The following is a 23,320-nucleotide window of genomic DNA, read 5'->3' as shown; positions in this document are numbered from 1 at the left end:
TTCCTGGTAAGCGACGGGAGTACAGCGCGCCCCTTTTCAGAGGCGCGGGGAACTGCGCGACCAGCCACGACGGCGCCGCAGCCAACAAAGAACCGTCACACGGGAAGGCGCCGATCCACCCACCTCCAGGTGAACTCCAGAACGCCGGCCCCGACAACCGCAATGCCGACGGCAGTCCACGGCATGGTCACGCCCACCAGCTTCAGCGCGAAGAAGTCCTGCAGCCACGGCACCGCCAGCACGATCACGAAGCCCAGCCCCATCGCCGCGACCAGCAGCACCCGCCACCAGGTGTAGGGCCGGGCGATGATCGCCAGCACCCACATCGAGATCAGGAACAGTGTCAGCGTCGCCGCGCTGGTCTCCGCGCTCAGCGCGTCCGGACCGGAGTAGTGCTGCCGGGCGACCAGGTAGGTCGCGAAGGTCGCCGCGCCGGCCACCACCCCGCCCGGGATCGCGTACCGCATCACGCGCCGTACGAAGTGGGGCCTGGCCCGTTCCTTGTTCGGGGCGAGGGCCAGGAAGAAGGCGGGGACGCCGATGGTGAGCGTGGACAGCAGGGTGAGGTGGCGGGGCAGGAACGGGTACTCGACCTGTGAGCAGACCACCAGGATCGCCAGCAGCACCGAGTAGACGGTCTTCACCAGGAAGAGGGTCGCCACGCGCGTGATGTTGCCGATGACCCGGCGGCCCTCGGCCACCACCGAGGGCAGCGTGGCGAAGCTGTTGTTGAGCAGCACGATCTGCGCGACCGCCCGGGTCGCCTCCGAGCCGGAGCCCATCGCCACGCCGATGTCGGCGTCCTTGAGCGCGAGGACGTCGTTGACGCCGTCGCCGGTCATGGCGACCGTGTGCCCGCTCGACTGCAGGGCGCCCACCATGTCCCGCTTCTGCTGCGGGGTGACCCGCCCGAACACCGTGCCCCGGTCCAGGGCGTCCGCCATCTCCTCCCGCTCGGCGGGCAGCCCGCGCGCGTCGACGGTGGCGCCGGACAGTCCGAGCTTCGCGGCCACCGCGCCGACCGACACCGCGTTGTCGCCGGAGATGACCTTGGCGCGTACGTCCTGGTCGGCGAAGTAGCGCAGGGTGTCGGCGGCGTCCGGGCGCAGCCGCTGCTCCAGGACGACCAGGGCGGTGGGCGTGACGCCCTCGGCGACCCGGGGGTCGTCCAGGGCTTGGCCGGCGCGGGCCAGCAGCAGCACCCGCAGGCCCTGCTCGTTGAGCCGCACGGTCTCGGCGAGCGCCGGGTCGTCCTCGGCGAGCAGCACGTCCGGGGCGCCCAGCAGCCAGGTGCGCGAGGCGCCGTCGCCCTCGTCGAACGCGGCGCCGCTGTACTTGCGGGCGGAGGAGAAGGGCAGCGAGCCCGTGCACCGCCACGCCCCGGCGGGTCCGTCGGCCGGGTAGGTGTCGATGATCGCCTGGAGGGAGGCGTTGGGGCGCGGGTCGGACCCGCCGAGGGCGCCGAGCACGGTACGGACGTACGCCTCGTCGGCGCCGTCGAGGACGCGCAGGCCGGTGACGTCCATGCCGCCCTCGGTGAGGGTGCCGGTCTTGTCCAGGCAGACGGTGTCGACGCGGGCCAGGCCCTCGATGGCGGGCAGTTCCTGGACCAGGCACTGCTTGCGGCCGAGCCGGACGACGCCGATCGCGAACGCCACGGAGGTGAGCAGGACCAGGCCCTCGGGGACCATGGGCACGATGCCGCCGACGGTGCGCGCGACCGAGTCGTCCAGCGCGTTGTCCTTGGCGAGCAGCTGGCTGAGGATCAGGCCGATCGCGGTCGGGACCATCATCCACGTGACGTACTTGAGGATCGTGGAGATGCCGGAGCGCAGCTCGGACTGGACCAGCGTGAAGCGGGAGGCCTCCTCGGCGAGCTGCGCGGCGTACGCCTCGCGCCCCACCTTGGTGGCCCGGAAGGCGCCGCCGCCCGCGACCACGAAACTGCCGGACATGACCTGGTCGCCGGGCTGTTTGACGACCGGGTCGGCCTCGCCGGTCAGCAGCGACTCGTCGATCTCCAGGCCGTCGGCCTCGACGCACACCCCGTCGACGGCGGCCTTGTCGCCCGGGCCGATCTCGATGACGTCGTCCAGCACGATCTCGGACGTACCGATCTCGGCGGCCTTCCCGTCCCGGCGGACCGTCGGGCGGGCCTCGCCGATCACGGCCAGCGAGTCGAGGGTCTTCTTCGCCCGCCACTCCTGGATGATCCCGATGCCGGTGTTGGCGAGGATCACGAATCCGAACAGGCTGTCCTGGATCGGCGCGACGAACAGCATGATCACCCAGAGCACGCCGATGATCGCGTTGAACCGGGTGAAGACGTTGGCGCGGACGATGTCGGCCAGCGAGCGGCTGCTGCGCACCGGCACGTCGTTGACCTGACCGCGCGCGATCCGTTCGGCGACCCCGGCCGAGGTCAGTCCGGCCGCGGGCGAGGAGGCGTCAACGGGGTGCGCGGGGTCGAGTCTGCCCGCGTCGAGATGCGTCATGCAGTCGACGGTACGTGCGGTTTTACGGCTTCACCCACCGAGTGCGGCGAAGATCCGACCTGGGTACGAGAGGTACCGGCGGCGCGTGCTGCCCTGGTACTACTCCGGGCCCGCGCCCTGGGCGGCGGCGTCCCGCTTGATGGCCGCGTCGCGTCCCCGGACGTACCAGATGCCGATCAGTCCGAGGCCGGCGCCGGCCAGGCAGGTCCACACCCACCAGGTGTGGCCGTGGTCGTCGAACCAGCCGTAGAAGGGCAGCTGCACCAGGAAGAGGACGAACCAGAGGATGGTGCCGCCGACGATGGTCGGAACCACGGGGCCCTCCAGGGGCTCCGGCGCCTCGTGCGTGGGTGTCCACTTCGTCATGCGTACAGCTTACGAGGAGCCCGCGCACGGGTGGACGGCGCGGCCCCGCCGGGGTCTACGCGCGGAGATAGCGATCAGCGGGCTCATACGTTCATACTGAACCCGTTTGTCTCTGACTGCTTTCATTCGTAGAAAACTCCAACAGGAACACCGACAAGGCCGTGGGGGAACCTGTTGGTGATGAGGTCCACGCATGCCCACCTCGGCCTCCGCCAAGGTCCCACCGTCCCCCGAGTCGCCGGAGGACCGGCGGCCCCCGCAGAACGGTCTCGACCGCTACTTCAAGATCTCCGAGCGCGGCAGCACCTTGCCCCGTGAGGTCCGCGGCGGCTTCGCCACCTTCTTCGCGATGGCCTACATCATCGTGCTGAACCCGATCATCCTGGGCAGCGCGAAGGACATGTACGGCCACCAGCTCGACAACGGTCAGCTGGTCACCGCGACCGCCCTGACGGCGGCGTTCACCACCCTGCTGATGGGCGTCATCGGCAACGTCCCGATCGCGCTCGCCGCCGGACTCGGCGTGAACTCCGTCGTCGCCCTCCAGCTGGCCCCCCGGATGTCCTGGCCGGACGCCATGGGCATGGTGGTGCTGGCCGGTTTCATCGTCATGCTGCTGGTCGCCACCGGTCTGCGGGAGCGCGTGATGAACGCGGTGCCCTACGGCCTGCGCAAGGCCATCTCCATCGGTATCGGCCTGTTCGTCATGATCGTCGGCCTGGTCGACTCCGGGTTCGTCACCCGGATGCCGGACGCCGCGCAGACCACCGTCCCGCTCCAGCTGGGCACGGGCGGCCACCTGCACGGCTGGCCGGTGCTGATCTTCGTCCTCGGTGTGCTGCTGACCCTCGCGCTGATCGTCCGCAAGACCCCGGGCGCCATCCTGATCTCCATCGTCGTGATGACGGGCGTCGCGATGATCGTCAACGCGGTCACCGACATCCCGTCCTGGGGCCTGACCACCCCCGAGTGGCCCGGCAACCCGGTCGCCACGCCCGACTTCGGGCTGATCGGCGAGGTCAGCCTGTTCGGCGGGTTCGACAAGGTCGGTGTGCTGACCGGTGTGCTGTTCGTCTTCACCGTGCTGCTGTCGTGCTTCTTCGACGCGATGGGCACGATCATGGGGGTCGGCGACGAGGCGAAGCTGACCGACGGCGAGGGCCAGATGCCGGGCATCAACAAGGTCCTCTTCGTCGACGGCATCGCGGTCGCCGCGGGCGGTGCCAGCTCCGCCTCGGCCACGACCTGCTTCGTGGAGTCCACGGCCGGCGTCGGCGAGGGCGCCCGCACCGGCTTCGCCAACGTCGTCACCGGCGCGCTGTTCGCGGTGGCGCTGTTCCTCACGCCGGTCGCCACGATGGTCCCGTCCCAGGCGGCCACCCCGGCGCTGATCGCGGTCGGCTTCCTCATCCTGGCCGGTTCGATCAGGGAGATCGACTGGTCCGACTTCACGATCGCCATCCCGGCCTTCGTGACGATGCTGATGATGCCGTTCACCTACTCGATCACCAACGGCATCGGCATGGGCTTCATCACCTTCTCGGTGCTGCGCCTGGCGGCCGGGCGGGGCCGGGAGGTCCCCGCGGCGATGCACGCGGTGTCGGTGGTCTTCGCCTTCTACTACCTGATGCCGGCGCTGGGACTCACGTGATCCCCGGGGGTCCGCACTGAGCCTCCCGGCTCACGGCACCCCGTAGAACCGTTCCGTCTCCTCCACGGCGGACTGGAACCGCTCGTCGAAGTCATCGCGAATGAGCGTCCGGACGACATAGTCCTGGACGCTCATTCCTCTTTTGGCCGCATGGTCCCGGAGCCGGTCGAGCAGCTCCCCGTCCATCCGCAGGCTGAGCACGCTGGTCCCCATGGACACGAGGGTCGCCCCGGCCCGCCGGGTGGTGCGCCGATTTCCGGAAACGACTCACTCGTACGGGTGAACTGTGGGTTTCAGTGGCGGGCGTCACGGGCAAGCGGGCGGTGGAGCGGTGGTATTTCGCGAGACTAATGAGTTACGCTAAGGAACATGCCGGACCTCAAGCATGGCGACGACGCCGCCGCCGTGAACTCCCTGCGCTCCGCCGTGATGCGGTTGTCCCGTCGGCTCAAGCACCAGCGGGTCGACGAGTCGCTGAGCCCCACCGAGATGTCGGTGCTCGGCACCCTCTCCAACTGCGGCAGCGCGACCCCGGGCGAGCTGGCCCGCAAGGAACACGTCCAGCCGCCGTCGATGACCCGCATCGTGGCGCTGCTGGAGGCCAAGGGCCTGGTCCGGCTGAAGCCGCATCCCGAGGACCGGCGCCAGAAGGTCGTGACGCAGACCGAGCAGGCCGTGGTGATGCTCGAGGAGAGCCGCCGCAAACGGAACGCGTTCCTGGCCACGCTGGTCGAGGGACTCGACGAGGACGAGTGGGCGAAACTGCGCGCCGCCGCCCCCGTGCTGGAGAAGCTCGCACACCGGTAAGCAGTTTTCGCGAGGAGGCGAACCCTTTTGAGTACGGGATCCGGAGCAGCTTCCGCCCCCGCACCTGACGGCCACGACGATCCGACCGCCCGCACTCCCGAAGCCCCCCGCAAGACGTCGATGTTCGCCTCCCTGAAGGTCAGGAACTACCGCCTGTTCTTCCTGGGCCAGGTCGTCTCCAACGTCGGCACCTGGATGCAGCGCATCGCCCAGGACTGGCTGGTGCTCAGCCTCACCGGTTCCTCGGCCGCCGTCGGCATCACCACCGCCCTGCAGTTCCTGCCGATGCTGCTCTTCGGCCTCTACGGCGGCGTCCTCGTCGACCGCCTGCCCAAGCGGCCCACGCTGCTGGTCACCCAGTCCGCGATGGCCCTGACCGCCCTCGCTCTCGCCGTCCTCACCCTGAGCGGCCAGGTGCAGGTCTGGCACGTCTACGTCGCCGCCTTCGCGATGGGCCTGGCCACGGTCATGGACAACCCGGCCCGCCAGACCTTCGTCTCCGAGCTGGTCGGCCGCGACCAGTTGCAGAACGCGGTCAGCATGAACTCGGCCAACTTCCAGTCCGCCCGCCTGGTCGGCCCCGCCGTCGCCGGTCTGATGATCACGGGGGTGGGCACCGGCTGGGCGTTCCTCGCCAACGGCCTGTCCTTCGTCGCTCCGCTCAGCTGCCTGCTGCTGATGCGCGCCCGCGAACTGCACGCCGGCCGGCCCACCCCGCGCGGCAAGGGCCAGCTCCGGGAGGGGCTGCGCTACGTCGCCGGCCGCCCCGAGCTGATCTGGACGATCACGCTGGTCGGTTTCATCGGCACCTTCGGCTTCAACTTCCCGGTCTTCCTGTCCGCCTTCGCCGACGACGTCTTCGACGCGGGCGCCGGGGCGTACAGCCTCTTCAACACCCTCATGGCCGTCGGCTCGCTGGCCGGCGCCCTGCTCGCCGCCCGGCGCGGCACGGCCCGGCTGCGCGTCCTGATCGCGGCGGCGCTCGGCTTCGGCGCCCTGGAGATCGTGGCGTCGACGGCCCCCGGGCTGTGGCTCTTCGCGCTGCTGATGGTCCCGATCGGCGTCTTCAGCATGACGGTCAACGTCACCGCCAACACCAGCATCCAGATGTCCACCGACCCGGCCATGCGGGGCCGGGTGATGGCCCTGTACATGATGGTCTTCCTCGGCGGCTCCCCGATCGGCGCCCCGATCGTCGGCTGGGTCACCGACACCTACGGCGCCCGGGTGGGCTTCGCCGCGGGCGGCGCGGTGGCGGCGACCGCCGCCCTCGTCATCGGCCTGGTCCTGGCCCGCGTCGGCAACCTGCGCCTGTCCGTCGGCTGGCACCGCGGCCACCCCCAGGTCCGCTTCGTGCCGAGGGAGCGCCGGGAGGCGCTGGCGCCGGCGGCGTAGGGAGTCCGACGCAGGAAGTTCAGGGACGGGACGGGGGGGCTCTGCGAGGCTGGCGGCATGAGACTGTTCGCCGCCGTGCTGCCGCCCGAGGACGTCACCGCCGCCCTCGCCGAGGAGGTGGCCGCCCTGCGCCGGCTGCCCGGTGCGGACGGGCTGCGCTGGACCGGGCGCCCCGGCTGGCACCTCACGCTCGCCTTCTACGGCGAGGTCGACGGCGCCCTCGTCCCCGACCTGTCGGCCCGCCTGGAACGGGCGGCGCACCGCACCGCGCCCTTCGAGCTGGCGCTGCGCGGCGGCGGCCGGTTCGGGGGCGGGCGGGCGTTGTGGGCGGGCGCGGAGGGCGGCCTCGCGACCCTGCGGCTGCTGGCCGGCCGCGCCGAGTCGGCGGGGCGCAGGGCGGGCGTCCCCATGGCGGAGCACCGGCGCTACCGACCCCACCTGACGCTGGCCCGCGGCAGGCAGCCGCTCGACGTACGGCCGTACCTCGCGGTGCTGGACGGCTTCACCGGGCCGACCTGGACCGTGACGGACCTGGCGCTGGTCCGCAGCCGCCTGCCGGACTCGGGGGTGCCCGGCGAGCAGCCCCGTTACGAGGCGGTCGCCCGCATGCCGCTCGGCGCCTCCGGTTAGGCTCGGGGGCGTGGACCCGAAGACCCGTAACCGGATCATGGCCGGTGTGCTCGTGCTGATGCTCGTGGTGGTGGCGGTGGCGGCGGCCCTCGGCTGACCGGCCGCGCGGCGGCCGCCGCCCCGCGGCCGCCGCCACCGCGCATCACCTCACCCCGCTACCAGGCGAAGGCCTCCGGAGAGGGGCCGGGGCCCGGGAAGATCTCGTCGAGCCCGGTCAGCAGCTCCTCGGACAGCTCCAGCTCCACGGCCCGCAGCGCCGACGCGAGCTGTTCGGCGGTGCGCGGACCCACGATGGGGCCGGTCACGCCGGGCCGGGTCAGCAGCCAGGCCAGCGCGGCCTCGCCCGGCTCCAGGCCGTGCTTGTCGAGCAGGTCCTCGTACGCCTGGATCTGCGCCCGCTTCGCCGGGTCGGCCAGGGTGTCGGCCGCGCGTCCCGAGGCCCGGCGTCCGCCCTGGACCTCCTTCCTGATGACCCCGCCGAGCAGCCCGCCGTGCAGCGGCGACCACGGGATGACGCCGAGGCCGTACTCCCGCGCGGCCGGGATCACCTCCATCTCGGCGCGGCGCTCGGCCAGGTTGTACAGGCACTGCTCGCTGACCAGCCCGATGGTCCCGCCGCGCCGGGCGGCGGTCTCGTTGGCCTGCGCGATCTTGTACCCGGGGAAGTTCGAGGAACCGGCGTAGAGCACCTTGCCCTGCTGGACCAGGGTGTCGATGGCCTGCCAGATCTCGTCGAACCCGGTGGCGCGGTCGATGTGGTGGAACTGGTACAGGTCGATGTGGTCCGTCCGCAGCCGCTTGAGGCTGGCGTCGACCGCGCGCCGGATGTTCACGGCGGACAGCTTGTCGTGGTTGGGCCACGCCTCGCCGTCGGCGCCCATGTTGCCGTACACCTTGGTGGCGAGGATGGTCTTGTCGCGCCGGTCGCCGCCCTGGGCGAACCAGTTGCCGATGATCTCCTCGGTGCGGCCCTTGTTCTCGCCCCAGCCGTACACGTTGGCGGTGTCGAAGAGGTTGATGCCGGCGTCCAGCGCCGCGTCCATGATCGCGTGGCTGTCGGCCTCGTCGGTCTGCGGACCGAAGTTCATGGTCCCGAGGACGAGTCGGCCGACCTTGAGTCCTGTGCGTCCCAGCTGCGTGTACTTCATGGTCCCCAAGCCAACGACTTGGAGTGCGCTCCAGGCAAGCGGGCGTGCTCAGTCGCGGGGGAAGTCGGCTGTTCCGAGAGTGAGGCCCAGGTGTGTGCTTGTCATGTCTACGACTCCGCCGTACTCGATGGAGGTGTCGGTCACGTAGCTGCCGTCCTTGGGCTTGGTGAACAAGCGGCACCTGCGTGCATAGGGGTCAGCGATGAGATAGACCGGTACCTCCGCGAGCGCATAGGCGGCCTTCTTGGCTTCGTAGTCGTTCCGCGCCGTGCCTCTGGAAATGACTTCGGCGACGAACTCGACATCCTCGTAGCGCCACTTGCCGTTGTCGTCCTTCTTCGCCCCGGTTTTGATCTTGGCGACGTCCGGACAGAACCCGTTCTCATGGCCGGGGAAGTCGATGCGGACGTCCGAGAAGATTCTCGCCTGCCGCCGTCCGAAGTGATCTTCCAGAGCCCAAAGGATCTCGAGGATGGTTTCCCAGTGGATGTCCCGCTGCGGTGCCATGTAGACAACCCCCCCGACGATCTCGACCTTGTAACCCTCGGGGACGGGCATCCTCTCGAGTCGCTCGAACATCTCGTCGAGTCGACGCGTGTTGTCGCTCTCGGCCATCGCGATCCTGTCGTCAAGGACGGTCATCGTGGCGCTCCTCCCCGGCTGACCCAACGACGAGTACAGCCGCGCGGTACAACGATACGCACGGTGACCTGGTCACGGGAGGGCCGAGCGCGCGGCGTACGGCCCGCCCAGCCCCCACCCCTCGTGCAGCGCCCGCGCGAACGCCTCCGCGATCCGGTGCTCGCCGCTCTCGTTGGGATGCGTGCCGTCGTAGGTGTCCGTGTGGAAGTCGTACGCCGGCGGGGGCGGGACGAGCAGCAGTGGGGAGCGCGGGTCGTCGAGGTCGGTGACGGTCTTCGCGAGGAGTTCGTTGAAGTGGGCGACCTGCTCGGCGAAGGTCTCGTCGGCGTCCGCCCGGATGTTGTGCAGCACCGGCATCACGGCCACGCGCACGCGGGGGTCCGCCGAGCGCGCGTCGGCCACGAAGACGCGGACGTTGGCGTCGGTCTGCTCGGCGTTGGTGTAGAAGCCGAGGTCGATCAGGCCCAGGGAGACCAGGAGCACGTCCGCGCGGCAGGACCGCACCGTCTCGCCGATCAGCGGGGTCATGTGGTGCCAGCCCTCGCCCCAGCCGGCCAGGTGGGCGCGGGGGAAGCCGGGTTCGGCGTAGGCGTACGAGGTGGGGGCGTCCGTCACCCGGTCGTGCAGGGTCTCGCGCGGGCCGACGAAGGTGAAGGGGCGGCCGTGGGAGTCGCGCAGGTGCTGCCACAGCCGGTAGCGCCACGTGTGTTCGCCGGCGCTCCCGATCGTCATGGAGTCACCGACGAACATGAACCTGAGCATCCGCTCATCATGGACGATCGGCCTGGACGCCGCGATGTGAGCCCGACCACGCAGGGTGACCGAGGGGGTGACCGGCGACGTGAACGCCCGCGCGGGATGGCAGGCTTGGCGCATGCGCCGACCCTTCGCCCTCCTCGCCTCGGCCCTTCTCGTGGGCGCCTTCGCCGTGCCCGCCGCAGCGGCGGACGGCGGCGACGGGCCCGCCGGGAGCGACGGGTTCACGATCAAGGACCCGCGGATCACCGAGTCCAGCGGCCTCGCCGCCTCCCGCCTGCACCCCGGCGTCTACTGGACGCACAACGACCAGGACACCGGGCCGTACCTCTACGCCGTGGACGGCTCGACCGGCGAGACCGTCGCCCGGGTGGCGCTCTCCGGCGTCGGCACCCCGCGCGACGTCGAGGCGATCGCCATCGGCCCGGACAACCGCATCTTCGTCGCCGACATCGGGGACAACCTCGGCGGCACCTGGCCCCACGTGTGGATCTACGAACTGCCCGAGCCGAAGGCACTGAAGGATCAGACGGTGGAGGCCACCCAGTACGTCGTGAAGTACGCGGACGGCGCCCGCGACGCGGAGTCGATGGTGGTCCACCCGAAGACCGGGCGGGTCTACATCATCGACAAGAACGAGGACGGCGGGCATCTGTACGAGGGCCCCGCGAAGCTGTCGCCCTCCGGCACCAACGTCTTCAGGCGCACCGTCCCCGTCGACCTGTGGGCCACGGACGCCGCCTTCTCCCCGGACGGCGAGCAGCTCGCCGTGCGCGGGTACCTCGGGGGCATCTGGTACGACTGGAACGGCGGGAAGATCCAGCGCAAGGGGCGGATCAGCGTGCCCCTGGGGCAGGGCGAGTCCGCCACCTACACGATCGACGGCAAGAAGCTGCTGCTCGGCATGGAGGGGGCCAACAGCCCGGTGAAGGCCGAGGATGTGCCCGGAAAGGGCGGTGGTTCCGGCGGCGGATCCGACTCCTCGGGCGGGGACTCCGGCGGGTCCGACGGGCCGGGCGGCAACACGCTCAAGGTCGGAGCGGTCGGTCTGCTCGTCGCGCTCGCCGCGCTGTTCGGCCTACGCCGGGTCTTCCGGCGCCGCTGAGCCGTCCGCGGCGGCCGGTTCGTCCACCGCCGCCCGGCGCGCGGTCACCAGCACGTCAAGACCGTCCAGGATGCGCTGGAGCCCGAACTCGAAGTGGTCGAAGCCGGTGCCGAAGGCGTCCTCGGAGAGCGAGGACAGCACGGGATAGCGCCCGCTGGTCATGGCCTTCACCAGCACCGGCTCCTGGGCCGCCCAGAACTGCGCGTCCGTCAGCCCCGACCTGCGCTCGGCCTCCCGCTCGTACACCTGCGTGCGGGCGGCCCCGACGACGTACCCGTCGATCATGACGATCGCCGAGACCAGCTCGGGATCGGTCAGACCCATCGGCTTGATGCGGGCGAGCACCTTCTCCATGCCGTCCAGGGCGGACGGGCCGAGGACCGGCCGGGACTGGTTGACCTCCAGCAGCCAGGTGTGGCGGCGGTAGAGGGCGAGCGTGGCGTGGCCGAGGGCCTGGAGCGCCGAACGCCAGTCGCCGGGGACGCCGAGGTCGGCGGGGTCCTCGGACGGGCGCTGCACACGGTCCAGCATCAGGTCGATCAGCTCGCCCTTGCCGGGGACGTAGCGGTACAGGGACATCGTGCCGGTGCCCAGCTCGGTGGCGATCCGGCGCATGGAGACCGCGCCCAGACCGTCCCGGTCGGCGACCTCGACGGCGACCTCGACGATCCGCTCCAGCGTCAGGCCCGGCCTCGGGCCCCGGCTGGGGCGTCGGCCGGTGTCCCACAACAGGTCGAGGGTGCGACCGATGTCGCCGCTGCCACTGGTCTCCGTACCGCTTGCCATGGGGTCAGTTTAAGTCCGCGCCCAAAAACTGAGTACGGTGTACGCGCAATCGGGTACGGTGTACTCAGTTTGGTGTCAGGACGTCGGGACATCGGGAAGGGGGACTGGACCCATGAGTGAGAAACACGCGGTGCGGGCCGAGGGCCTGGAGAAGCGGTACGGCGACAAGCGCGCCCTGGACGGCTTCGACCTGGCCGTCCGGGAGGGCACCGTGCACGGCCTGCTCGGGCCGAACGGCGCGGGGAAGACCACCGCCGTGCGCATCCTGTCCACGCTGGTCCGGCTGGACGGGGGACGCGCCGAGGTGGCCGGTCTGGACGTCGCCCGGCGGGCCCGGGACGTACGGGCCCGGATCGGCCTGACCGGCCAGTACGCGGCGGTGGACGAGGTGCTCACCGGCCGGCAGAACCTGGAGATGTTCGGGCGCCTGTTCCACCTGGGCGGCAGGCGGGCCCGCGCGCGGGTCGTCGAGCTGCTGGAGCGGTTCGACCTGACCGACGCCGCCGACCTGGGCGTGGGCAAGTACAGCGGCGGCATGAGGCGGCGCCTCGACCTGGCCGCGTCGATGATCCTCGCGCCGTCCGTCCTGTTCCTGGACGAGCCGACGACGGGCCTGGACCCGCGCAGCCGCGGCGAGGTCTGGGAGTCGGTCCGCGCGCTGGTGGCGGACGGCACGACGGTCCTGCTGACCACGCAGTACCTGGAGGAGGCCGACCGGCTCGCCTCCCGCATCACCGTCATCGACCAGGGCCGGACCATCGCCGACGACACCCCGGACGGGCTGAAGAACCTGGTCGGCGGCGACCGGATCGAGGTCGTGGTCGCGGACCGGGCCGAGCTGCCGAGCGTGGTGAAGACGGTCGCCCGGGTCTGCGAGGGCGAACCCGAGACCGACGAGGAGGGGCTGCGGGTGCACGCCCCGGTCACCGACCGGGTGCCGGCCCTGACCGAGGTGGCGCGCACCCTCCAGGACGAGGGCGTCGCCGTGGAGGACATCGGCCTGCGCCGACCGAGCCTCGACGACGTGTTCCTGCGCCTGACCGGCCACCGCACGAGCGCGCGGGCCGCGGATCCCTCGGAGCCCTCGGAGCCCACGGAGCCCGCTGAGAAGGAGGAGGTGGTGGCGGCGTGAGCGTCCTCGACGTCGACAGCGCGGCCGGTCCGGTGACGGCCCCGCGCGAGCACGGGCGGCTGTACTGGCTGTTCGCCGACTGCGGCAACATCGTCCGCCGCGGCCTGACCCACTACCAGCGCCAGCCCGTCAACATCGCCTGGCAACTGGGCTTCCCGATCCTTTCCGTCCTCCTCTACGGCTACGTCTTCGGCAGCGCGATGACGGTGCCGGGCGGTGGGGACTACAAGGACTTCCTGATGCCGGGCATGTTCGTGATGACCATGGCGTTCGGCTTCATCAACACCGCGACCGTGGTCGTCTACGACTCCACCAAGGGCGTCATCGACCGGTTCCGCTCCATGCCGATGGCCTCCTCCGCGGTGGTGGCGGGGCGCGGCGTCACCGACCTCGTCGTCGCCTGCGCCGAGTTGACGATCCTGATGCTGACGGCGCTGGCCATGGGCTGGCGTCCGGAGGGCGGTTGGGCGTTCCTGGCCGCGTTCGGGCTGCTGCTGTGGCTGCGGTTCGCGCTGATCTGGCTCGGGGTGTGGCTGGGCCTGCTGGTCCCCAACCCGGAGGCGGCGGGCGGCCTGTTCGCGGTGGCGTTCCCGCTGACGATGATCTCCAGTATCTTCGTCGCCCCGCAGCTCATGCCCGACTGGCTGGGCTGGGTGGCCGCCTGGAACCCCATCTCCTCCACGGCGGCGGCGGCCCGCGACCTGTTCGGCACACCGGTCGGCGGCGGCGACTCGTGGGTCGAGCAGCACGCGCTGCTGATGGCGGCCGTGTGGCCGGCGGTCCTGACGGCGATCTTCCTGCCGCTGGCGGTACGGAGGTTCCAGCGGCTGAGCCGATAGGGCCGGACGGGGCGCCGGGCCGGGGGCGTCGGGCCGGGGGGGGCGTCGGGCCGGGGTGGAGACCGCGGGAGCGGTGGATCTCCACCCCCGGCTCCACCCATGGGTCCAGGTGTCGCGGCCCTGGTCGGAGGAGCCTTGAGGGCATGACAGCAACTGAGTGGATCACCGACATCGCCCTGGTTCTCATCGTCTTCCGGCAGCTGCGGGAAGGCCGGCTCGACCACAGGACCTTCCTGATCCCGCTGGGGATCGTGGCCGTCGTGGCGTACTCGTACCTGGACTCCGTCCCGACCGGGGGCAACGACCTGGTGCTGGTCGCGACCCTGATGGCCGTGGGTGCCGCGCTCGGCATCGCGGGTGGCGTCTACACCCGGATCCGGCCCCTGGACGGGCACCTCGTGATCAAGGCGGGCGCGGTGTCGGCGATCCTGTGGGTGCTGGGCATGGGCGCCCGCATGGGCTTCCAGGTCTGGGTCGAGCACGGCGGCGGCGCCGACGACGTCGCCCGGTTCAGCATCGACCACCACATCACGAGCGACCAGGCCTGGGTGGCGGCGTTCGTCCTGATGGCGGTCACCGAGGTGGTCACGCGGGTGGGCACGATCTACCTGCGCAGCCGCAGCGGCGCCCGGGCCGTGGCCACCGCCGCCGCTCCCGCCGTCCCCGCCGCGCCCGTCCTCGACCGTACGGTCTGACCGTGCGCTATGTTCTGCCGGTGGCCGCCACCGAGAACCCTCCGCCCCCGCGCCCGGGGGCGGACCCGCGTCCGGTCCCCGGTCAGGACCCGCGGGTGCAGTGGGGCCTGTCGCTGGCGGTCGTCGCCGTGGGGGCCCTGACGATCCGGCCCATGGGATTCGGCGGCCAGGGCCTGGCGGTCGCCGCCCTCTTCGTGGTCAACTCCGCGGCACTGCTGGCCAGGGGAGTGCCCGAGAGCCGCGTCCCCCCGCGGCCGGCGCTCGCCTGGCTCGCGTCCGGCATCGTCGCGGCGGCCGCCCTGCTGGGGGTCAGCGACAGCGGGACGAGTTACCTGTTCGCCTACTTCCTCGCCGGACACATCGGCTACCGGCTCGACACCGGGCGGGCCCTCGCCCTCGCGGGGACGTGCTCCCTGCTCTGCGCCGGTGTCCTGTACTTCCACCTCGGCCCGGGGGACCCGGAGTTGCCCTGGCTGCTCGGCCTCACCACGGGCGTCCCGGTCGTGGTCGGCATCCTCAACCGCACCCAGCGCCAGGCCGTACGGTCGGCGCTCTCGGCCGCCGAGTCGGCGGAACGCGCCGCCCGCGCGGAGGCGAGGACCGCCGTCCTCACCGAGCGCGGCCGAATCGCCCGGGACGTGCACGACGTCCTCGCGCACTCCCTCGCCGGCATCAACATGCAGTTGGAACTGGCCGACGCGCTGCTCGACACCGGTGACCTGGAGAAGGTCAGGGAGGCCAACAACAAGGCTCACGGCCTGGTCAAGGAGAGCCTGAAGCAGGCCCAGTGGACCGTGCACGCGCTGCGGGAGGACGCCCTGCCGCTGCTGGAGAGTCTGACCGCGATGACCGAATCGACCGGCCACCACGACGCCCTGTCGGTCCGGGGCACCGTCCGGGAGGCACCGGCCCAGGTGACGCAGGCTCTGCTGAGGATCGCCCAGGAGGCCCTGACCAACGCGGCCAGGCACGCTCCCGGCGGTCGGGTCGAGGTGGAACTGACGTTCACCGACGCGTCGATCACACTGAGGATCCGCAACCGGCCCGCCACCCGTGCGGTGACCCCGGGCGTCGGCAGCGGCATGGGGTTGATCGGCATGCGCGAGCGCGTCGCCCTGCTGGGCGGGAGCGTCAGCGCCGGGCCGGTCACCGAAGGACAGGACCAGGGCGGCTGGCAGGTGGAAGCGGTGATACCGGGATGAGTGAACAGACGGGCGGTCAGGCGCGGTTGAGGGTGATCGTCGCCGACGACCAGGCCGCCGTACGGGAGCCGCTCGCGGCGGTGCTCGGCCTGGCCGAGGACATCGACGTCGTCGCGGCGGCCGCGGACGGCGCCGAGGTCCTGGCGGCGGTGGCCGCGGGCCCCGTCGACGTGGTCCTGATGGACCTGCGCATGCCGGTGCTGGACGGCATCGAGACGACCCGTCGCCTGACCGAGGAGCATCCGGAGGTGGCGGTGGTCGTCCTGACCACCTTCGCCGACGACGACTCGATCCTGGGCGCGCTCGGCGCGGGGGCCCGCGGGTACCTCACCAAGAACGCGGGACGCCAGGACATCACCCGGGCGATCCGGGCCGCGGGCGCGGGCCAGTCCGTACTCGACCGCGAGGTCCAGAACCGTCTGCTGGCCACGGCCAGGGCGAAGGCGGCACCCGCCCCGGGCGAGGCGTCTCGACAACCCCTGCCGGACGACCTCACCCCCCGCGAACGCGAGGTCCTCACCCTGATCGGCCAGGGCCTGTCCAACCGGGGCATCGCCGAGCAGCTCTTCATCAGCGAGGCCACGGTCAAGACCCACATCAACAACCTCTTCGCCAAGGCCCACATCCGCGACCGCGCCGACGCGGTCCGGCGCGCCATCGCGGCGGGGCTGGCCTGAGGAGTGTGGGCGCGTGACCGCTGCGGTCAGGCCGGGCGCTGTGCGACCGCTTTGAAGAACGTGTAGCAGAACACTCCGTCGGGTTCGGCCGTGCGCCGTAGGGCGGCGATGCCCGCGTCGAAGGTGTCCGGGTCGATCAGCCCCGCCGCGACGGTGGGCTCCCGGACACCGGAGACCATCGCGGTGAAGGTGCGTCTGGTGAAGCTCTCGGCGAGGTCCGGCCGGCTGCCGTCGACGTAGACGGTGCGAGGGGTGACCGCGATGTCCGACCACTCCGCCTCGTGCAGCAGAGGGAAGAGCCGCCGCCCGATGAGGGCGTCGCCGCCGGCGTGGCGTTGCAGCGTCACCTGGCACGCGACGGCCGCGCGCGCGGCCTCGTCGTCCGGATGAAAATAGGTCGAGCCGTGGTCGCCCTCGATCACCGTGACCGTGCCGCCGGGCCGCACGAGGCGACGCAGCCGTCGCAGGGCGTCGACCGGCGAGGGCAGGTGCTCGAGCAGGAAGCACACGAAGACGTGGTCGAAGGACGCCTCGGCGAAGCCGCCCTCCCGTTCGGGGAGGGCGAACACGTCCTTCTCGGCGAACTCGACATTCGCCAGACCCGCGGCGGCGACCCGGCGCGAGGCCGACTTCAGCGAGTCGGGGGCGATGTCGGCCGACACGAAGTGCGCGTGCGGGCTCCGCGAAGCCAGGGTGACCGTCTGAGCACCCACGCCGCACCCCATCTCCAGGACCCGTTCGCCGGGCCGGAAGCGGGTGTCTGCGTGCAACAGCTCGGCGAGGGCGTCCGCCTGGTCCGCGAGCCGTGTGCTCTCCTCGGAACGGTAGCCGTGCACGTACTGCTCGAACATCGTCATGGTCTCGATCACCTTCATCAACTGGTCCGGCTCCGCACTTTCGAGCGCGGCCTGGAGCCGGTCGCGGAGTTGGCTTCGCCGTCGGAGGTCCTCCTCGACGTCGTCGAGGTGGGCGCGCAGTGTCGCTGCCGGGTCCGGGTCCTCCTGGGCCAGCAACGCGGCGATCTGCCGGAGCCCCAGGCCGGTCCGGCGCAGGGCCATCGCCCGGTACAGACGCGTGACGTGCGCGGGGCCGTAGCGACGGTGGCCGCTCGGCGTACGTTCGGGAGACACCACCCCCAACGCGTCCCAGTGCCGCAACACCCGCACCGACACCCCGGACGCCAGCGCCAGCTCGCCGACCGTCCACCACGCCGCCCCGTCGTCGTCCACGGCGGCAACGCTAGGTCCTCACACGGTGTCAGCTTCAAGTGCGGGCTGCGGAGGGCGGTGCGTCCTTGAGGTGGGGCAGCGCAAGAACGTCACCGTGCAGGTGCTGCCGTTCAGTGCGGGTGTCCTGGCCGGGTACTCCTCCGCCTTCTACTCCTTCAGCTTTGACGAAGAGCCCGCGGTCGAAGCCGTGGCCATGGACAACCCGCGAGGGACGTCGGTCCTGGAGGGCGCCGAGGACCTCGCCGCTTACGCCAATGCCTACGACCTACTACGCTCGTCGGCACTGGCACCGGACGCGAGTGCGCAGCTCATCCGGGGCATACTGCGGAGCCTGAAGGAAGACGGATCGTGACTGAAGTCGTAAGCCCTTTCCGCAAGTCCTCCTACTCGGGGCAGGAGAACAATTGCGTCGAGGTTGCCCACACAGCCCCCGGTGACGGTCGCGCCGTCCGCGACAGCAAGCAGCAGGACGGCCCCCTGCTCACCGTCTCCCGCGACGGCTGGCAGGCCTTCCTCGGTCAGTTCGCGTAGGCATCGCACGCACGAAGGGCGCCCGGCGGGGGATCCGCCGGGCGCCCTTCGTCTTGCGTGCCGACCAGACTTGTCATAGTCCTCTGGCATGTTCACCCATACGGCTGAGTCCGGCCCGAATCCCCGCGCTTAATGTGCCCATGCGATTACGTTCCGTCGCATGGTCAGTTCACCGCATGAAGCGTTGCACCGGATCTTCCGCGTGGATCCGGGGCTGTTCGCCCGGCTGTTGCCGCGGGCGGGCATCGGGTTTCCGGAGCACACCGCGATCGAGCCCCTGGACACCGATCTCACCGAGATCAGGCCGCTCGAGCGCCGCGTGGACAGTGTGTTCCGGGTACGTGTGCCCGGTGAGGAAGGCGGCTTCGTGCTCGCCGTCGAGTCGCAGGGCAAGCCGGACCCGGACAAGCACAACAGCTGGACGTACTACTTGGCCCACATGTACGCCAAGTACCGGTTGCCGCCCTTCCTTCTGGTGGTGTGCAAGGACAAGGCGACCGCTTCCTGGGCGTCGGAACCGATCCGTGTCGGGCGTGGCTTCCACACCAGCATGGTCGTCTTCCCGCTGGTCCTGGGGCCTGGAATCCTCCCCGTGATCACGGAGCCGGACGAGGCGGCCCGAGACCTCGGAGTCGCCGTCTTCTCCGCACTCGCCTACGCCTCGGACCCGGGGCTGACTGCGATACTGGACGCGCTGGCGTCAGGAGTGGCGGACGACGCAGGGAAGTCCGGAGCCGGTGATGTGGACCGGGTGGACTGGGCGGAGATCGTCGAAATCGGTCTGGGCGAGGGCCCGGGGCGTGACTACTGGAGGCATCTGATGGCCACTTACACCCCGAACTTCCCGGGCAGCAACTCGATCGTCGAGGAGTCCTGGCTCGAAGGCCGCGCCAAGGGCAAGGCGGAGGCTGTTCTGGACATCCTCAAGGCGCGAGGTATTGAGATCTCCGGCTCTGTCCGGGAGCGGGTCACCGCCTGCACCGATCTCGACGCGCTGGGGAGCTGGCTCGGCCGCTCCCTCAGCGTGGCACGCGCCGAGGAGCTGTTCGTCGAGGAGTAGGAGCGTACGGATGCGCGGAGGGCGCCCGGCGGATCATCCGCCGGGCGCCCTCCGTCGTTGTACGACGAGACGCGGTTACAGCTTCTCGATCACATAGTCCACGCACTGCGTCAGCGCCTCGACGTCCGCCGGGTCGATCGCCGGGAACATCGCGACGCGCAGCTGGTTGCGGCCGAGCTTGCGGTACGGCTCGGTGTCGACGATGCCGTTGGCGCGGAGCACCTTGGCGACGGCGGCGGCGTCGATGTCGTCGGCGAAGTCGATGGTGCCGATGACCTGGGAGCGCTTGGCCGGGTCGGAGACGAACGGCGTGGCGTACTTGGACTCGTCGGCCCACGTGTACAGGCGGGTCGAGGAGTCCTTGGTGCGGCCGGTGGTGAAGTCCAGGCCGCCCTGGCCGTTCATCCAGTCCAGCTGCTCGCCGAGGAGGAAGAGGGTGGCCAGCGCCGGGGTGTTGTACGTCTGGTTCTTGCGGGAGTTGTCGATCGCCGTCGGCAGCGAGAAGAACTCCGGGACGTGGCGGCCGGACGCGTGCACGCGCTCGGCGCGCTCGATCGCGGCGGGGGAGAAGACGCCGATCCACAGGCCGCCGTCGGAGGCGAAGGACTTCTGCGGGGCGAAGTAGTAGACGTCGGTCTCTGACACGTCCACCGGGAGGCCGCCCGCGCCGGACGTCGCGTCGACCAGGACGAGCGCGCCCTCGTCGGCACCGGCCACGCGCCTGATGGGCATGGCGACGCCGGTCGACGTCTCGTTGTGCGTGAGGCCGTACACGTCGACGCCGGCCTCGGCACGCGCCTCGGGGTGGGTGCCCGGGTCGGAGGAGACGACGGTCGGCTCGGCCAGCCAGGGGGCGAGCTTCGCGGCCTTGGCGAACTTGGAGGAGAACTCGCCGAAGCTCAGGTGCTGCGACTTGTTCTCGATCAGGCCGTGGGTCGCGACGTCCCAGAACGCGGTGGAGCCGCCGTTGCCGAGGATCACCTCGTAGCCGTCGGGGAGCCGGAACAGCTCGCGGATGCCCTCACGGACCTTGCCGACCAGGTTCTTGACGGGCGCCTGGCGGTGGGAGGTGCCGAGCAGGGACGTACCGGTGGCGGCCAGGGCGTCCAGCGCCTCCACCCGCACCTTGGAGGGACCCGCGCCGAAACGACCGTCCGCGGGCTTCATGTCAGCAGGAATCTGGATCTCAGCCACGAGCCGGAGGGTATCGCCTCGGCCAAACCGGGCGAAGACATGTCCGTCCGATGAGACGAGATCTCCGCCGTGCGGGCCTGTACGGAGCTACGAGAGCCCATGCTGGGAACATGACCGATCTGGAGGCAGCACTGCGCAGGGCCGTCCGCGGCGAGGTCGGGTTCGACGTCACCTCCCGGGCGCTGACCACGATGGACGCGTCGAACTACCGGAGGGTCCCGCTCGGGGTCGTGGCGCCGAGAGACGCCGACGACGTGGCGGCCGTGCTGGAGGTGTGCCGGGAGCGCGGGGTGCCGGTCGTGGCGCGCGGCGGCGGCACGTCGATCGCCGGGCAGGCGACGGGTACGGGCGTGGTGCTGGACTTCACCCGGCACATGAACCGGCTGGTCGCCCTCGACCCCGAGGCCCGTACGGCCGTCGTCCAGCCGGGGCTGGTCCTGGACCGGCTGCAGCGGTCGGCCGCGCCGCACGGGCTGCGCTTCGGCCCGGACCCGTCCACCCACAGCCGCTGCACGCTCGGCGGCATGATCGGCAACAACTCCTGCGGCTCCCACTCGGTGGCCTGGGGCACGACGGCCGACAGCGTGCGCGAGCTGACGGTGCTGACCGCGCGCGGGCGGCGGCTGCGGCTCGGGCAGGAGTGGGCCGGGGCGCCGGACGGTCTGCGCGAGCTGGTGGACGGCGACCTCGCCCGCCTGCGCACGGGCTTTCCCGACCTCCCCCGCCGCATCTCCGGCTACGCGCTGGACGCCCTGCTCCCGGAGAACGGCGCCGACGTGGCCCGCTCCTTCTGCGGCTCGGAGGGCACGCTGGGCGTACTGACCGAGGCGGTCGTGGGGTTGGTCGAGTCTCCGCGCGCGCGGGCGCTGGCGGTGCTGGGGTACGCCGACGAGGCGGGCGCGGCGGAGGCGGCGGCGGGGCTGCTGCCGCTCGGCCCGCTGACGGTGGAGGGCATGGCGGTGGACCTGGTGCCGTCCACGGAGGGGCTGCCGCGGGGCGGAGCCTGGCTGTTCGTGGAGACCGGCGGCGACACGGAGACGGAGGCACGCGCGCGTGCGGAGGCCGTGGTCCGGGCGGCGGACGTCGTGGACGCCCTCGTCGTCACCGACCCGGCCGGGCAGCGGACGCTGTGGCGGATCCGGGAGGACGCGAGCGGTACGGCGACGCGGATGCCGGACGGCTCCGAGGCGTGGCCGGGGTGGGAGGACTGCGCGGTGCCGCCGGCCCGCCTGGGCGCCTACCTGCGCGACTTCCGGCGCCTGCTCACCGCCCACGAGCTGCGCGGCACACCGTACGGCCACTTCGGCGACGGCTGCATCCACGTACGCATCGACTTCGACCTGCTGACGGAGGCCGGGGTGGCGGGCTTCCGGCGCTTCTCGGAGGAGCTGGCGGACGTGGTCGTGGCGCACGGGGGTTCGCTGTCCGGGGAGCACGGGGACGGGCAGGCGCGGGCGGAGCTGCTGCCGAGGATGTACGGCGCGGAGACGGTGGCGCTCTTCGAGCGCGCGAAGGCCGTCTGGGACCCCGACGACCTCCTCAACCCGGGCATGCTGGTCCGCCCGGCCCCGCTCGACGCGAACCTGCGCTTCTCCGTCCTGCCGCGCGAGCCGGTGGACGTGGAGTTCGGGTATCCGTCCGACGGCGGGGACTTCTCGGCGGCGGTGCGCCGCTGCGTGGGCGTCGCCAAGTGCCGTACGACGTCGGCGGCGGGCTCGTCCGTCATGTGCCCGTCCTTCCGGGCGACGGGGGAGGAGGAGCACTCCACGCGGGGCCGCGCCCGGCTGCTGCACGAGATGCTCGCCGGGGAGGTGGTGACGGACGGCTGGCGGTCGACGGAGGTCCGGGACGCCCTCGACCTGTGCCTGTCCTGCAAGGGCTGCCGCTCCGACTGCCCGGTCGGGGTCGACATGGCCACGTACAAGGCGGAGTTCCTGCACCACCACTACGAGGGGCGCCGCCGCCCGGCCGCCCACTACGCGATGGGATGGCTGCCGGTGTGGCTGCGGTGGGCCGCGCGGGCGCGGGTGGCCCCGCTCGTCAACACCCTCGCGTCCGTACGGCCGTTGGCCGCGGTGGCGAAGCGGCTGGGCGGGATCGCGGGGGAGCGGGACGTGCCGCGGCTGGCGGGGGAGACGTTCAGCAGGTGGTGGCGGGGGCGGCGCCGGGTGGCGTCCGGTGACGGCGACCTGGTGGTGCTCTGGCCCGACACGTTCACCGAGCACCTCTCCCCCTCCGTCGGCCAGGCGGCCGTACGGGTGCTGGAGGCGGCGGGGCTGCGGGTGGTGCTGCCGCCGACGCTGCGGGGCCGCGGCGCGGTCGGGGACGGTGCGTCGAGGTCGGCGCTGTCCCTGCTGGCGGCCCGCCGGGGACAGGTGTGCTGCGGTCTGACATACGTCTCGACGGGCCAACTGGACCGCGCCCGCGCGGTGATGCGCCGCACGCTGGACCTGATGGACCCGGTGCTGGAGACGTCCGCGCCGGTCGTCGTGCTGGAGCCGAGCTGCGCCGCCGCCCTGCGCACGGACCTGCCCGAGCTGCTCCACGACGACCCGCGCGCGGCCCGGCTCGCGGCGCGTGTGCTGACGTTCGCGGAGGTGCTGGAGCGCCACGCCCCCGACTGGGCCCCGCCGGCCGTGGACCGTCCGGCGGTCGGCCAGACCCACTGCCACCAGCACGCGGTCCTGGGCGACGCGGCCGACCGCCGCCTGCGCGCGTCGGTGGGCCTGACCGGCGAGTTGAGCGGCGGCTGCTGCGGCCTCGCGGGCAACTTCGGCTTCGAGGACGGTCACTACGAGGTGTCGGCCGCGTGCGCCGAGGACCAGCTTCTCCCCGCGGTGCGCGAGGCCCCGGACGGCGCGGTGGTCCTGGCGGACGGCTTCTCGTGCCGGACGCAGCTGGAGCAGGTGGCGGGGGTGCGGGGGCGGCATCTGGCGGAGGTGCTGGCGGAACGGCTGGACTGAGGCCCCCGGCGGGGTCG

The 23,320-nt window shown here is 71.5% G+C and carries 23 protein-coding genes; 14 read left to right on the top strand and 9 right to left on the bottom strand.

Annotated features, from left to right (window positions below; genetic code table 11):
- Positions 1 to 95 precede the first annotated feature (95 nt).
- Positions 96 to 2,495 carry a cation-translocating P-type ATPase gene (locus BJ961_RS33655; RefSeq protein ID WP_271416546.1) on the bottom strand — a complete coding sequence of 800 codons (2,400 nt, stop codon included), beginning with the start codon at positions 2,493 to 2,495 and terminating at the stop codon, positions 96 to 98.
- 99 nt (positions 2,496 to 2,594) lie between these two features.
- Complete coding sequence (locus BJ961_RS33650; RefSeq protein ID WP_271416545.1) at positions 2,595 to 2,861, bottom strand: DUF2530 domain-containing protein; 267 nt, start codon at positions 2,859 to 2,861, stop codon at positions 2,595 to 2,597.
- 193 nt (positions 2,862 to 3,054) lie between these two features.
- Between BJ961_RS33650 and BJ961_RS33645 the strand changes: the two genes are divergently transcribed.
- Positions 3,055 to 4,512: an NCS2 family permease gene (locus BJ961_RS33645; RefSeq protein ID WP_271416544.1), complete on the top strand. Its 1,458-nt coding sequence runs from the start codon at positions 3,055 to 3,057 to the stop codon at positions 4,510 to 4,512.
- 30 nt (positions 4,513 to 4,542) lie between these two features.
- On the opposite strand, the gene BJ961_RS33640 is transcribed toward BJ961_RS33645, so the two are convergent.
- On the bottom strand, positions 4,543 to 4,731 hold the full coding sequence (locus BJ961_RS33640) for a ribbon-helix-helix protein, CopG family (RefSeq protein ID WP_271416543.1): 189 nt from the start codon (positions 4,729 to 4,731) through the stop codon (positions 4,543 to 4,545).
- 150 nt (positions 4,732 to 4,881) lie between these two features.
- Between BJ961_RS33640 and BJ961_RS33635 the strand changes: the two genes are divergently transcribed.
- From BJ961_RS33635 to thpR, 3 genes are read left to right on the top strand one after another with little or no spacing between them, the layout of a single operon-like run.
- Positions 4,882 to 5,319 (top strand): MarR family winged helix-turn-helix transcriptional regulator, encoded by a 438-nt coding sequence (locus BJ961_RS33635; RefSeq protein ID WP_271416542.1) that lies wholly within the window; start codon positions 4,882 to 4,884, stop codon positions 5,317 to 5,319.
- A 27-nt stretch (positions 5,320 to 5,346) separates the two neighbouring features.
- Entirely contained in the window at positions 5,347 to 6,714 is a 1,368-nt protein-coding gene (locus BJ961_RS33630) for an MFS transporter (protein ID WP_271416541.1), read from the top strand.
- Positions 6,715 to 6,771: 57 nt separating this feature from the next.
- A complete protein-coding gene (thpR, locus tag BJ961_RS33625; RefSeq protein WP_271416540.1) occupies positions 6,772 to 7,344 on the top strand; it encodes an RNA 2',3'-cyclic phosphodiesterase in 573 nt (190 codons plus the stop codon).
- 155 nt (positions 7,345 to 7,499) lie between these two features.
- Here the strand turns inward: thpR and BJ961_RS33620 are convergent, their stop codons facing one another.
- The 3 genes from BJ961_RS33620 to BJ961_RS33610 all read right to left on the bottom strand — a co-directional run bounded on the left by BJ961_RS33620 (position 7,500) and on the right by BJ961_RS33610 (position 9,896).
- The gene (locus tag BJ961_RS33620; protein ID WP_271416539.1) at positions 7,500 to 8,492 is read right to left on the bottom strand and encodes an aldo/keto reductase; all 993 of its coding nucleotides are present in this window, start codon (positions 8,490 to 8,492) and stop codon (positions 7,500 to 7,502) included.
- A 48-nt stretch (positions 8,493 to 8,540) separates the two neighbouring features.
- Positions 8,541 to 9,134, bottom strand: a complete 594-nt coding sequence (locus tag BJ961_RS33615) for a Uma2 family endonuclease (protein WP_271416538.1) — start codon at positions 9,132 to 9,134, stop codon at positions 8,541 to 8,543.
- Between the two features lie 72 nt (positions 9,135 to 9,206).
- On the bottom strand, positions 9,207 to 9,896 hold the full coding sequence (locus tag BJ961_RS33610) for a GDSL-type esterase/lipase family protein (RefSeq protein ID WP_271416537.1): 690 nt from the start codon (positions 9,894 to 9,896) through the stop codon (positions 9,207 to 9,209).
- A gap of 112 nt (positions 9,897 to 10,008) precedes the next feature.
- Between BJ961_RS33610 and BJ961_RS33605 the strand changes: the two genes are divergently transcribed.
- Positions 10,009 to 10,995 carry a WD40 repeat domain-containing protein gene (locus tag BJ961_RS33605; RefSeq protein WP_271416536.1) on the top strand — a complete coding sequence of 329 codons (987 nt, stop codon included), beginning with the start codon at positions 10,009 to 10,011 and terminating at the stop codon, positions 10,993 to 10,995.
- On the opposite strand, the gene BJ961_RS33600 is transcribed toward BJ961_RS33605, so the two are convergent.
- Positions 10,969 to 11,781 carry a TetR/AcrR family transcriptional regulator gene (locus tag BJ961_RS33600; protein ID WP_271416535.1) on the bottom strand — a complete coding sequence of 271 codons (813 nt, stop codon included), beginning with the start codon at positions 11,779 to 11,781 and terminating at the stop codon, positions 10,969 to 10,971. The two genes, BJ961_RS33605 and BJ961_RS33600, sit on opposite strands and share 27 nt — an antisense overlap.
- Before the next feature lie 112 nt (positions 11,782 to 11,893).
- Between BJ961_RS33600 and BJ961_RS33595 the strand changes: the two genes are divergently transcribed.
- The 5 genes from BJ961_RS33595 to BJ961_RS33575 all read left to right on the top strand — a co-directional run bounded on the left by BJ961_RS33595 (position 11,894) and on the right by BJ961_RS33575 (position 16,326).
- Entirely contained in the window at positions 11,894 to 12,913 is a 1,020-nt protein-coding gene (locus BJ961_RS33595) for an ATP-binding cassette domain-containing protein (RefSeq protein WP_271416534.1), read from the top strand.
- Positions 12,910 to 13,752: an ABC transporter permease gene (locus tag BJ961_RS33590; protein ID WP_271416533.1), complete on the top strand. Its 843-nt coding sequence runs from the start codon at positions 12,910 to 12,912 to the stop codon at positions 13,750 to 13,752. Before BJ961_RS33595 ends, BJ961_RS33590 begins: the two co-directional genes overlap by 4 nt.
- Positions 13,753 to 13,895: 143 nt before the next feature.
- Positions 13,896 to 14,447 (top strand): hypothetical protein, encoded by a 552-nt coding sequence (locus tag BJ961_RS33585; RefSeq protein ID WP_271416532.1) that lies wholly within the window; start codon positions 13,896 to 13,898, stop codon positions 14,445 to 14,447.
- A gap of 2 nt (positions 14,448 to 14,449) precedes the next feature.
- Entirely contained in the window at positions 14,450 to 15,649 is a 1,200-nt protein-coding gene (locus BJ961_RS33580) for a sensor histidine kinase (RefSeq protein WP_271416531.1), read from the top strand.
- Positions 15,646 to 16,326 carry a response regulator transcription factor gene (locus tag BJ961_RS33575; RefSeq protein WP_271416530.1) on the top strand — a complete coding sequence of 227 codons (681 nt, stop codon included), beginning with the start codon at positions 15,646 to 15,648 and terminating at the stop codon, positions 16,324 to 16,326. The genes BJ961_RS33580 and BJ961_RS33575 overlap by 4 nt, the downstream gene beginning before the upstream one ends.
- A 26-nt stretch (positions 16,327 to 16,352) precedes the next feature.
- Here BJ961_RS33575 and BJ961_RS33570 read toward each other — a convergent pair whose 3' ends face one another.
- Complete coding sequence (locus BJ961_RS33570; protein ID WP_271416529.1) at positions 16,353 to 17,555, bottom strand: methyltransferase domain-containing protein; 1,203 nt, start codon at positions 17,553 to 17,555, stop codon at positions 16,353 to 16,355.
- Between the two features lie 70 nt (positions 17,556 to 17,625).
- On the opposite strand from BJ961_RS33570, the gene BJ961_RS33565 reads away from it, so the two are divergent.
- The 3 genes from BJ961_RS33565 to BJ961_RS33555 all read left to right on the top strand — a co-directional run bounded on the left by BJ961_RS33565 (position 17,626) and on the right by BJ961_RS33555 (position 19,146).
- Positions 17,626 to 17,907 (top strand): Scr1 family TA system antitoxin-like transcriptional regulator, encoded by a 282-nt coding sequence (locus BJ961_RS33565; RefSeq protein WP_328658037.1) that lies wholly within the window; start codon positions 17,626 to 17,628, stop codon positions 17,905 to 17,907.
- The gene (locus BJ961_RS33560) at positions 17,904 to 18,086 is read left to right on the top strand and encodes a DUF397 domain-containing protein (RefSeq protein WP_271416528.1); all 183 of its coding nucleotides are present in this window, start codon (positions 17,904 to 17,906) and stop codon (positions 18,084 to 18,086) included. The genes BJ961_RS33565 and BJ961_RS33560 overlap by 4 nt, the downstream gene beginning before the upstream one ends.
- A 160-nt stretch (positions 18,087 to 18,246) precedes the next feature.
- Positions 18,247 to 19,146: an RpnC/YadD family protein gene (locus BJ961_RS33555; protein ID WP_271416527.1), complete on the top strand. Its 900-nt coding sequence runs from the start codon at positions 18,247 to 18,249 to the stop codon at positions 19,144 to 19,146.
- A 75-nt stretch (positions 19,147 to 19,221) separates the two neighbouring features.
- Here the strand turns inward: BJ961_RS33555 and serC are convergent, their stop codons facing one another.
- The gene (gene serC / locus BJ961_RS33550) at positions 19,222 to 20,340 is read right to left on the bottom strand and encodes a phosphoserine transaminase (protein ID WP_271416526.1); all 1,119 of its coding nucleotides are present in this window, start codon (positions 20,338 to 20,340) and stop codon (positions 19,222 to 19,224) included.
- Between the two features lie 110 nt (positions 20,341 to 20,450).
- Between serC and BJ961_RS33545 the strand changes: the two genes are divergently transcribed.
- Positions 20,451 to 23,303: an FAD-binding and (Fe-S)-binding domain-containing protein gene (locus tag BJ961_RS33545; RefSeq protein WP_271416525.1), complete on the top strand. Its 2,853-nt coding sequence runs from the start codon at positions 20,451 to 20,453 to the stop codon at positions 23,301 to 23,303.
- Positions 23,304 to 23,320: the final 17 nt, after the last annotated feature.

The sequence above is a fragment of the Streptomyces lienomycini genome, from assembly GCF_027947595.1.
Classification (GTDB): Bacteria; Actinomycetota; Actinomycetes; order Streptomycetales; family Streptomycetaceae; genus Streptomyces; species Streptomyces lienomycini.
Note: the sequence above shows the minus strand (reverse complement) of the source record. Positions and strands in the feature narration are given on the sequence as shown.

Excerpts from the sequence above, each read along its gene's own strand:
- BJ961_RS33655 (WP_271416546.1), bottom strand. The coding sequence starts at position 2,495 with ATGACGCATCTCGACGCGGGCAGACTCGACCCCGCGCACCCCGTTGAC.
- BJ961_RS33650 (WP_271416545.1), bottom strand. The coding sequence starts at position 2,861 with ATGACGAAGTGGACACCCACGCACGAGGCGCCGGAGCCCCTGGAGGGC.
- BJ961_RS33645 (WP_271416544.1), top strand. The coding sequence starts at position 3,055 with ATGCCCACCTCGGCCTCCGCCAAGGTCCCACCGTCCCCCGAGTCGCCG.
- BJ961_RS33635 (WP_271416542.1), top strand. The coding sequence starts at position 4,882 with ATGCCGGACCTCAAGCATGGCGACGACGCCGCCGCCGTGAACTCCCTG.
- thpR (WP_271416540.1), top strand. The coding sequence starts at position 6,772 with ATGAGACTGTTCGCCGCCGTGCTGCCGCCCGAGGACGTCACCGCCGCC.
- BJ961_RS33620 (WP_271416539.1), bottom strand. The coding sequence starts at position 8,492 with ATGAAGTACACGCAGCTGGGACGCACAGGACTCAAGGTCGGCCGACTC.
- BJ961_RS33615 (WP_271416538.1), bottom strand. The coding sequence starts at position 9,134 with ATGACCGTCCTTGACGACAGGATCGCGATGGCCGAGAGCGACAACACG.
- BJ961_RS33610 (WP_271416537.1), bottom strand. The coding sequence starts at position 9,896 with ATGCTCAGGTTCATGTTCGTCGGTGACTCCATGACGATCGGGAGCGCC.
- BJ961_RS33605 (WP_271416536.1), top strand. The coding sequence starts at position 10,009 with ATGCGCCGACCCTTCGCCCTCCTCGCCTCGGCCCTTCTCGTGGGCGCC.
- BJ961_RS33600 (WP_271416535.1), bottom strand. The coding sequence starts at position 11,781 with ATGGCAAGCGGTACGGAGACCAGTGGCAGCGGCGACATCGGTCGCACC.
- BJ961_RS33595 (WP_271416534.1), top strand. The coding sequence starts at position 11,894 with ATGAGTGAGAAACACGCGGTGCGGGCCGAGGGCCTGGAGAAGCGGTAC.
- BJ961_RS33585 (WP_271416532.1), top strand. The coding sequence starts at position 13,896 with ATGACAGCAACTGAGTGGATCACCGACATCGCCCTGGTTCTCATCGTC.
- BJ961_RS33575 (WP_271416530.1), top strand. The coding sequence starts at position 15,646 with ATGAGTGAACAGACGGGCGGTCAGGCGCGGTTGAGGGTGATCGTCGCC.
- BJ961_RS33555 (WP_271416527.1), top strand. The coding sequence starts at position 18,247 with ATGGTCAGTTCACCGCATGAAGCGTTGCACCGGATCTTCCGCGTGGAT.
- BJ961_RS33545 (WP_271416525.1), top strand. The coding sequence starts at position 20,451 with ATGACCGATCTGGAGGCAGCACTGCGCAGGGCCGTCCGCGGCGAGGTC.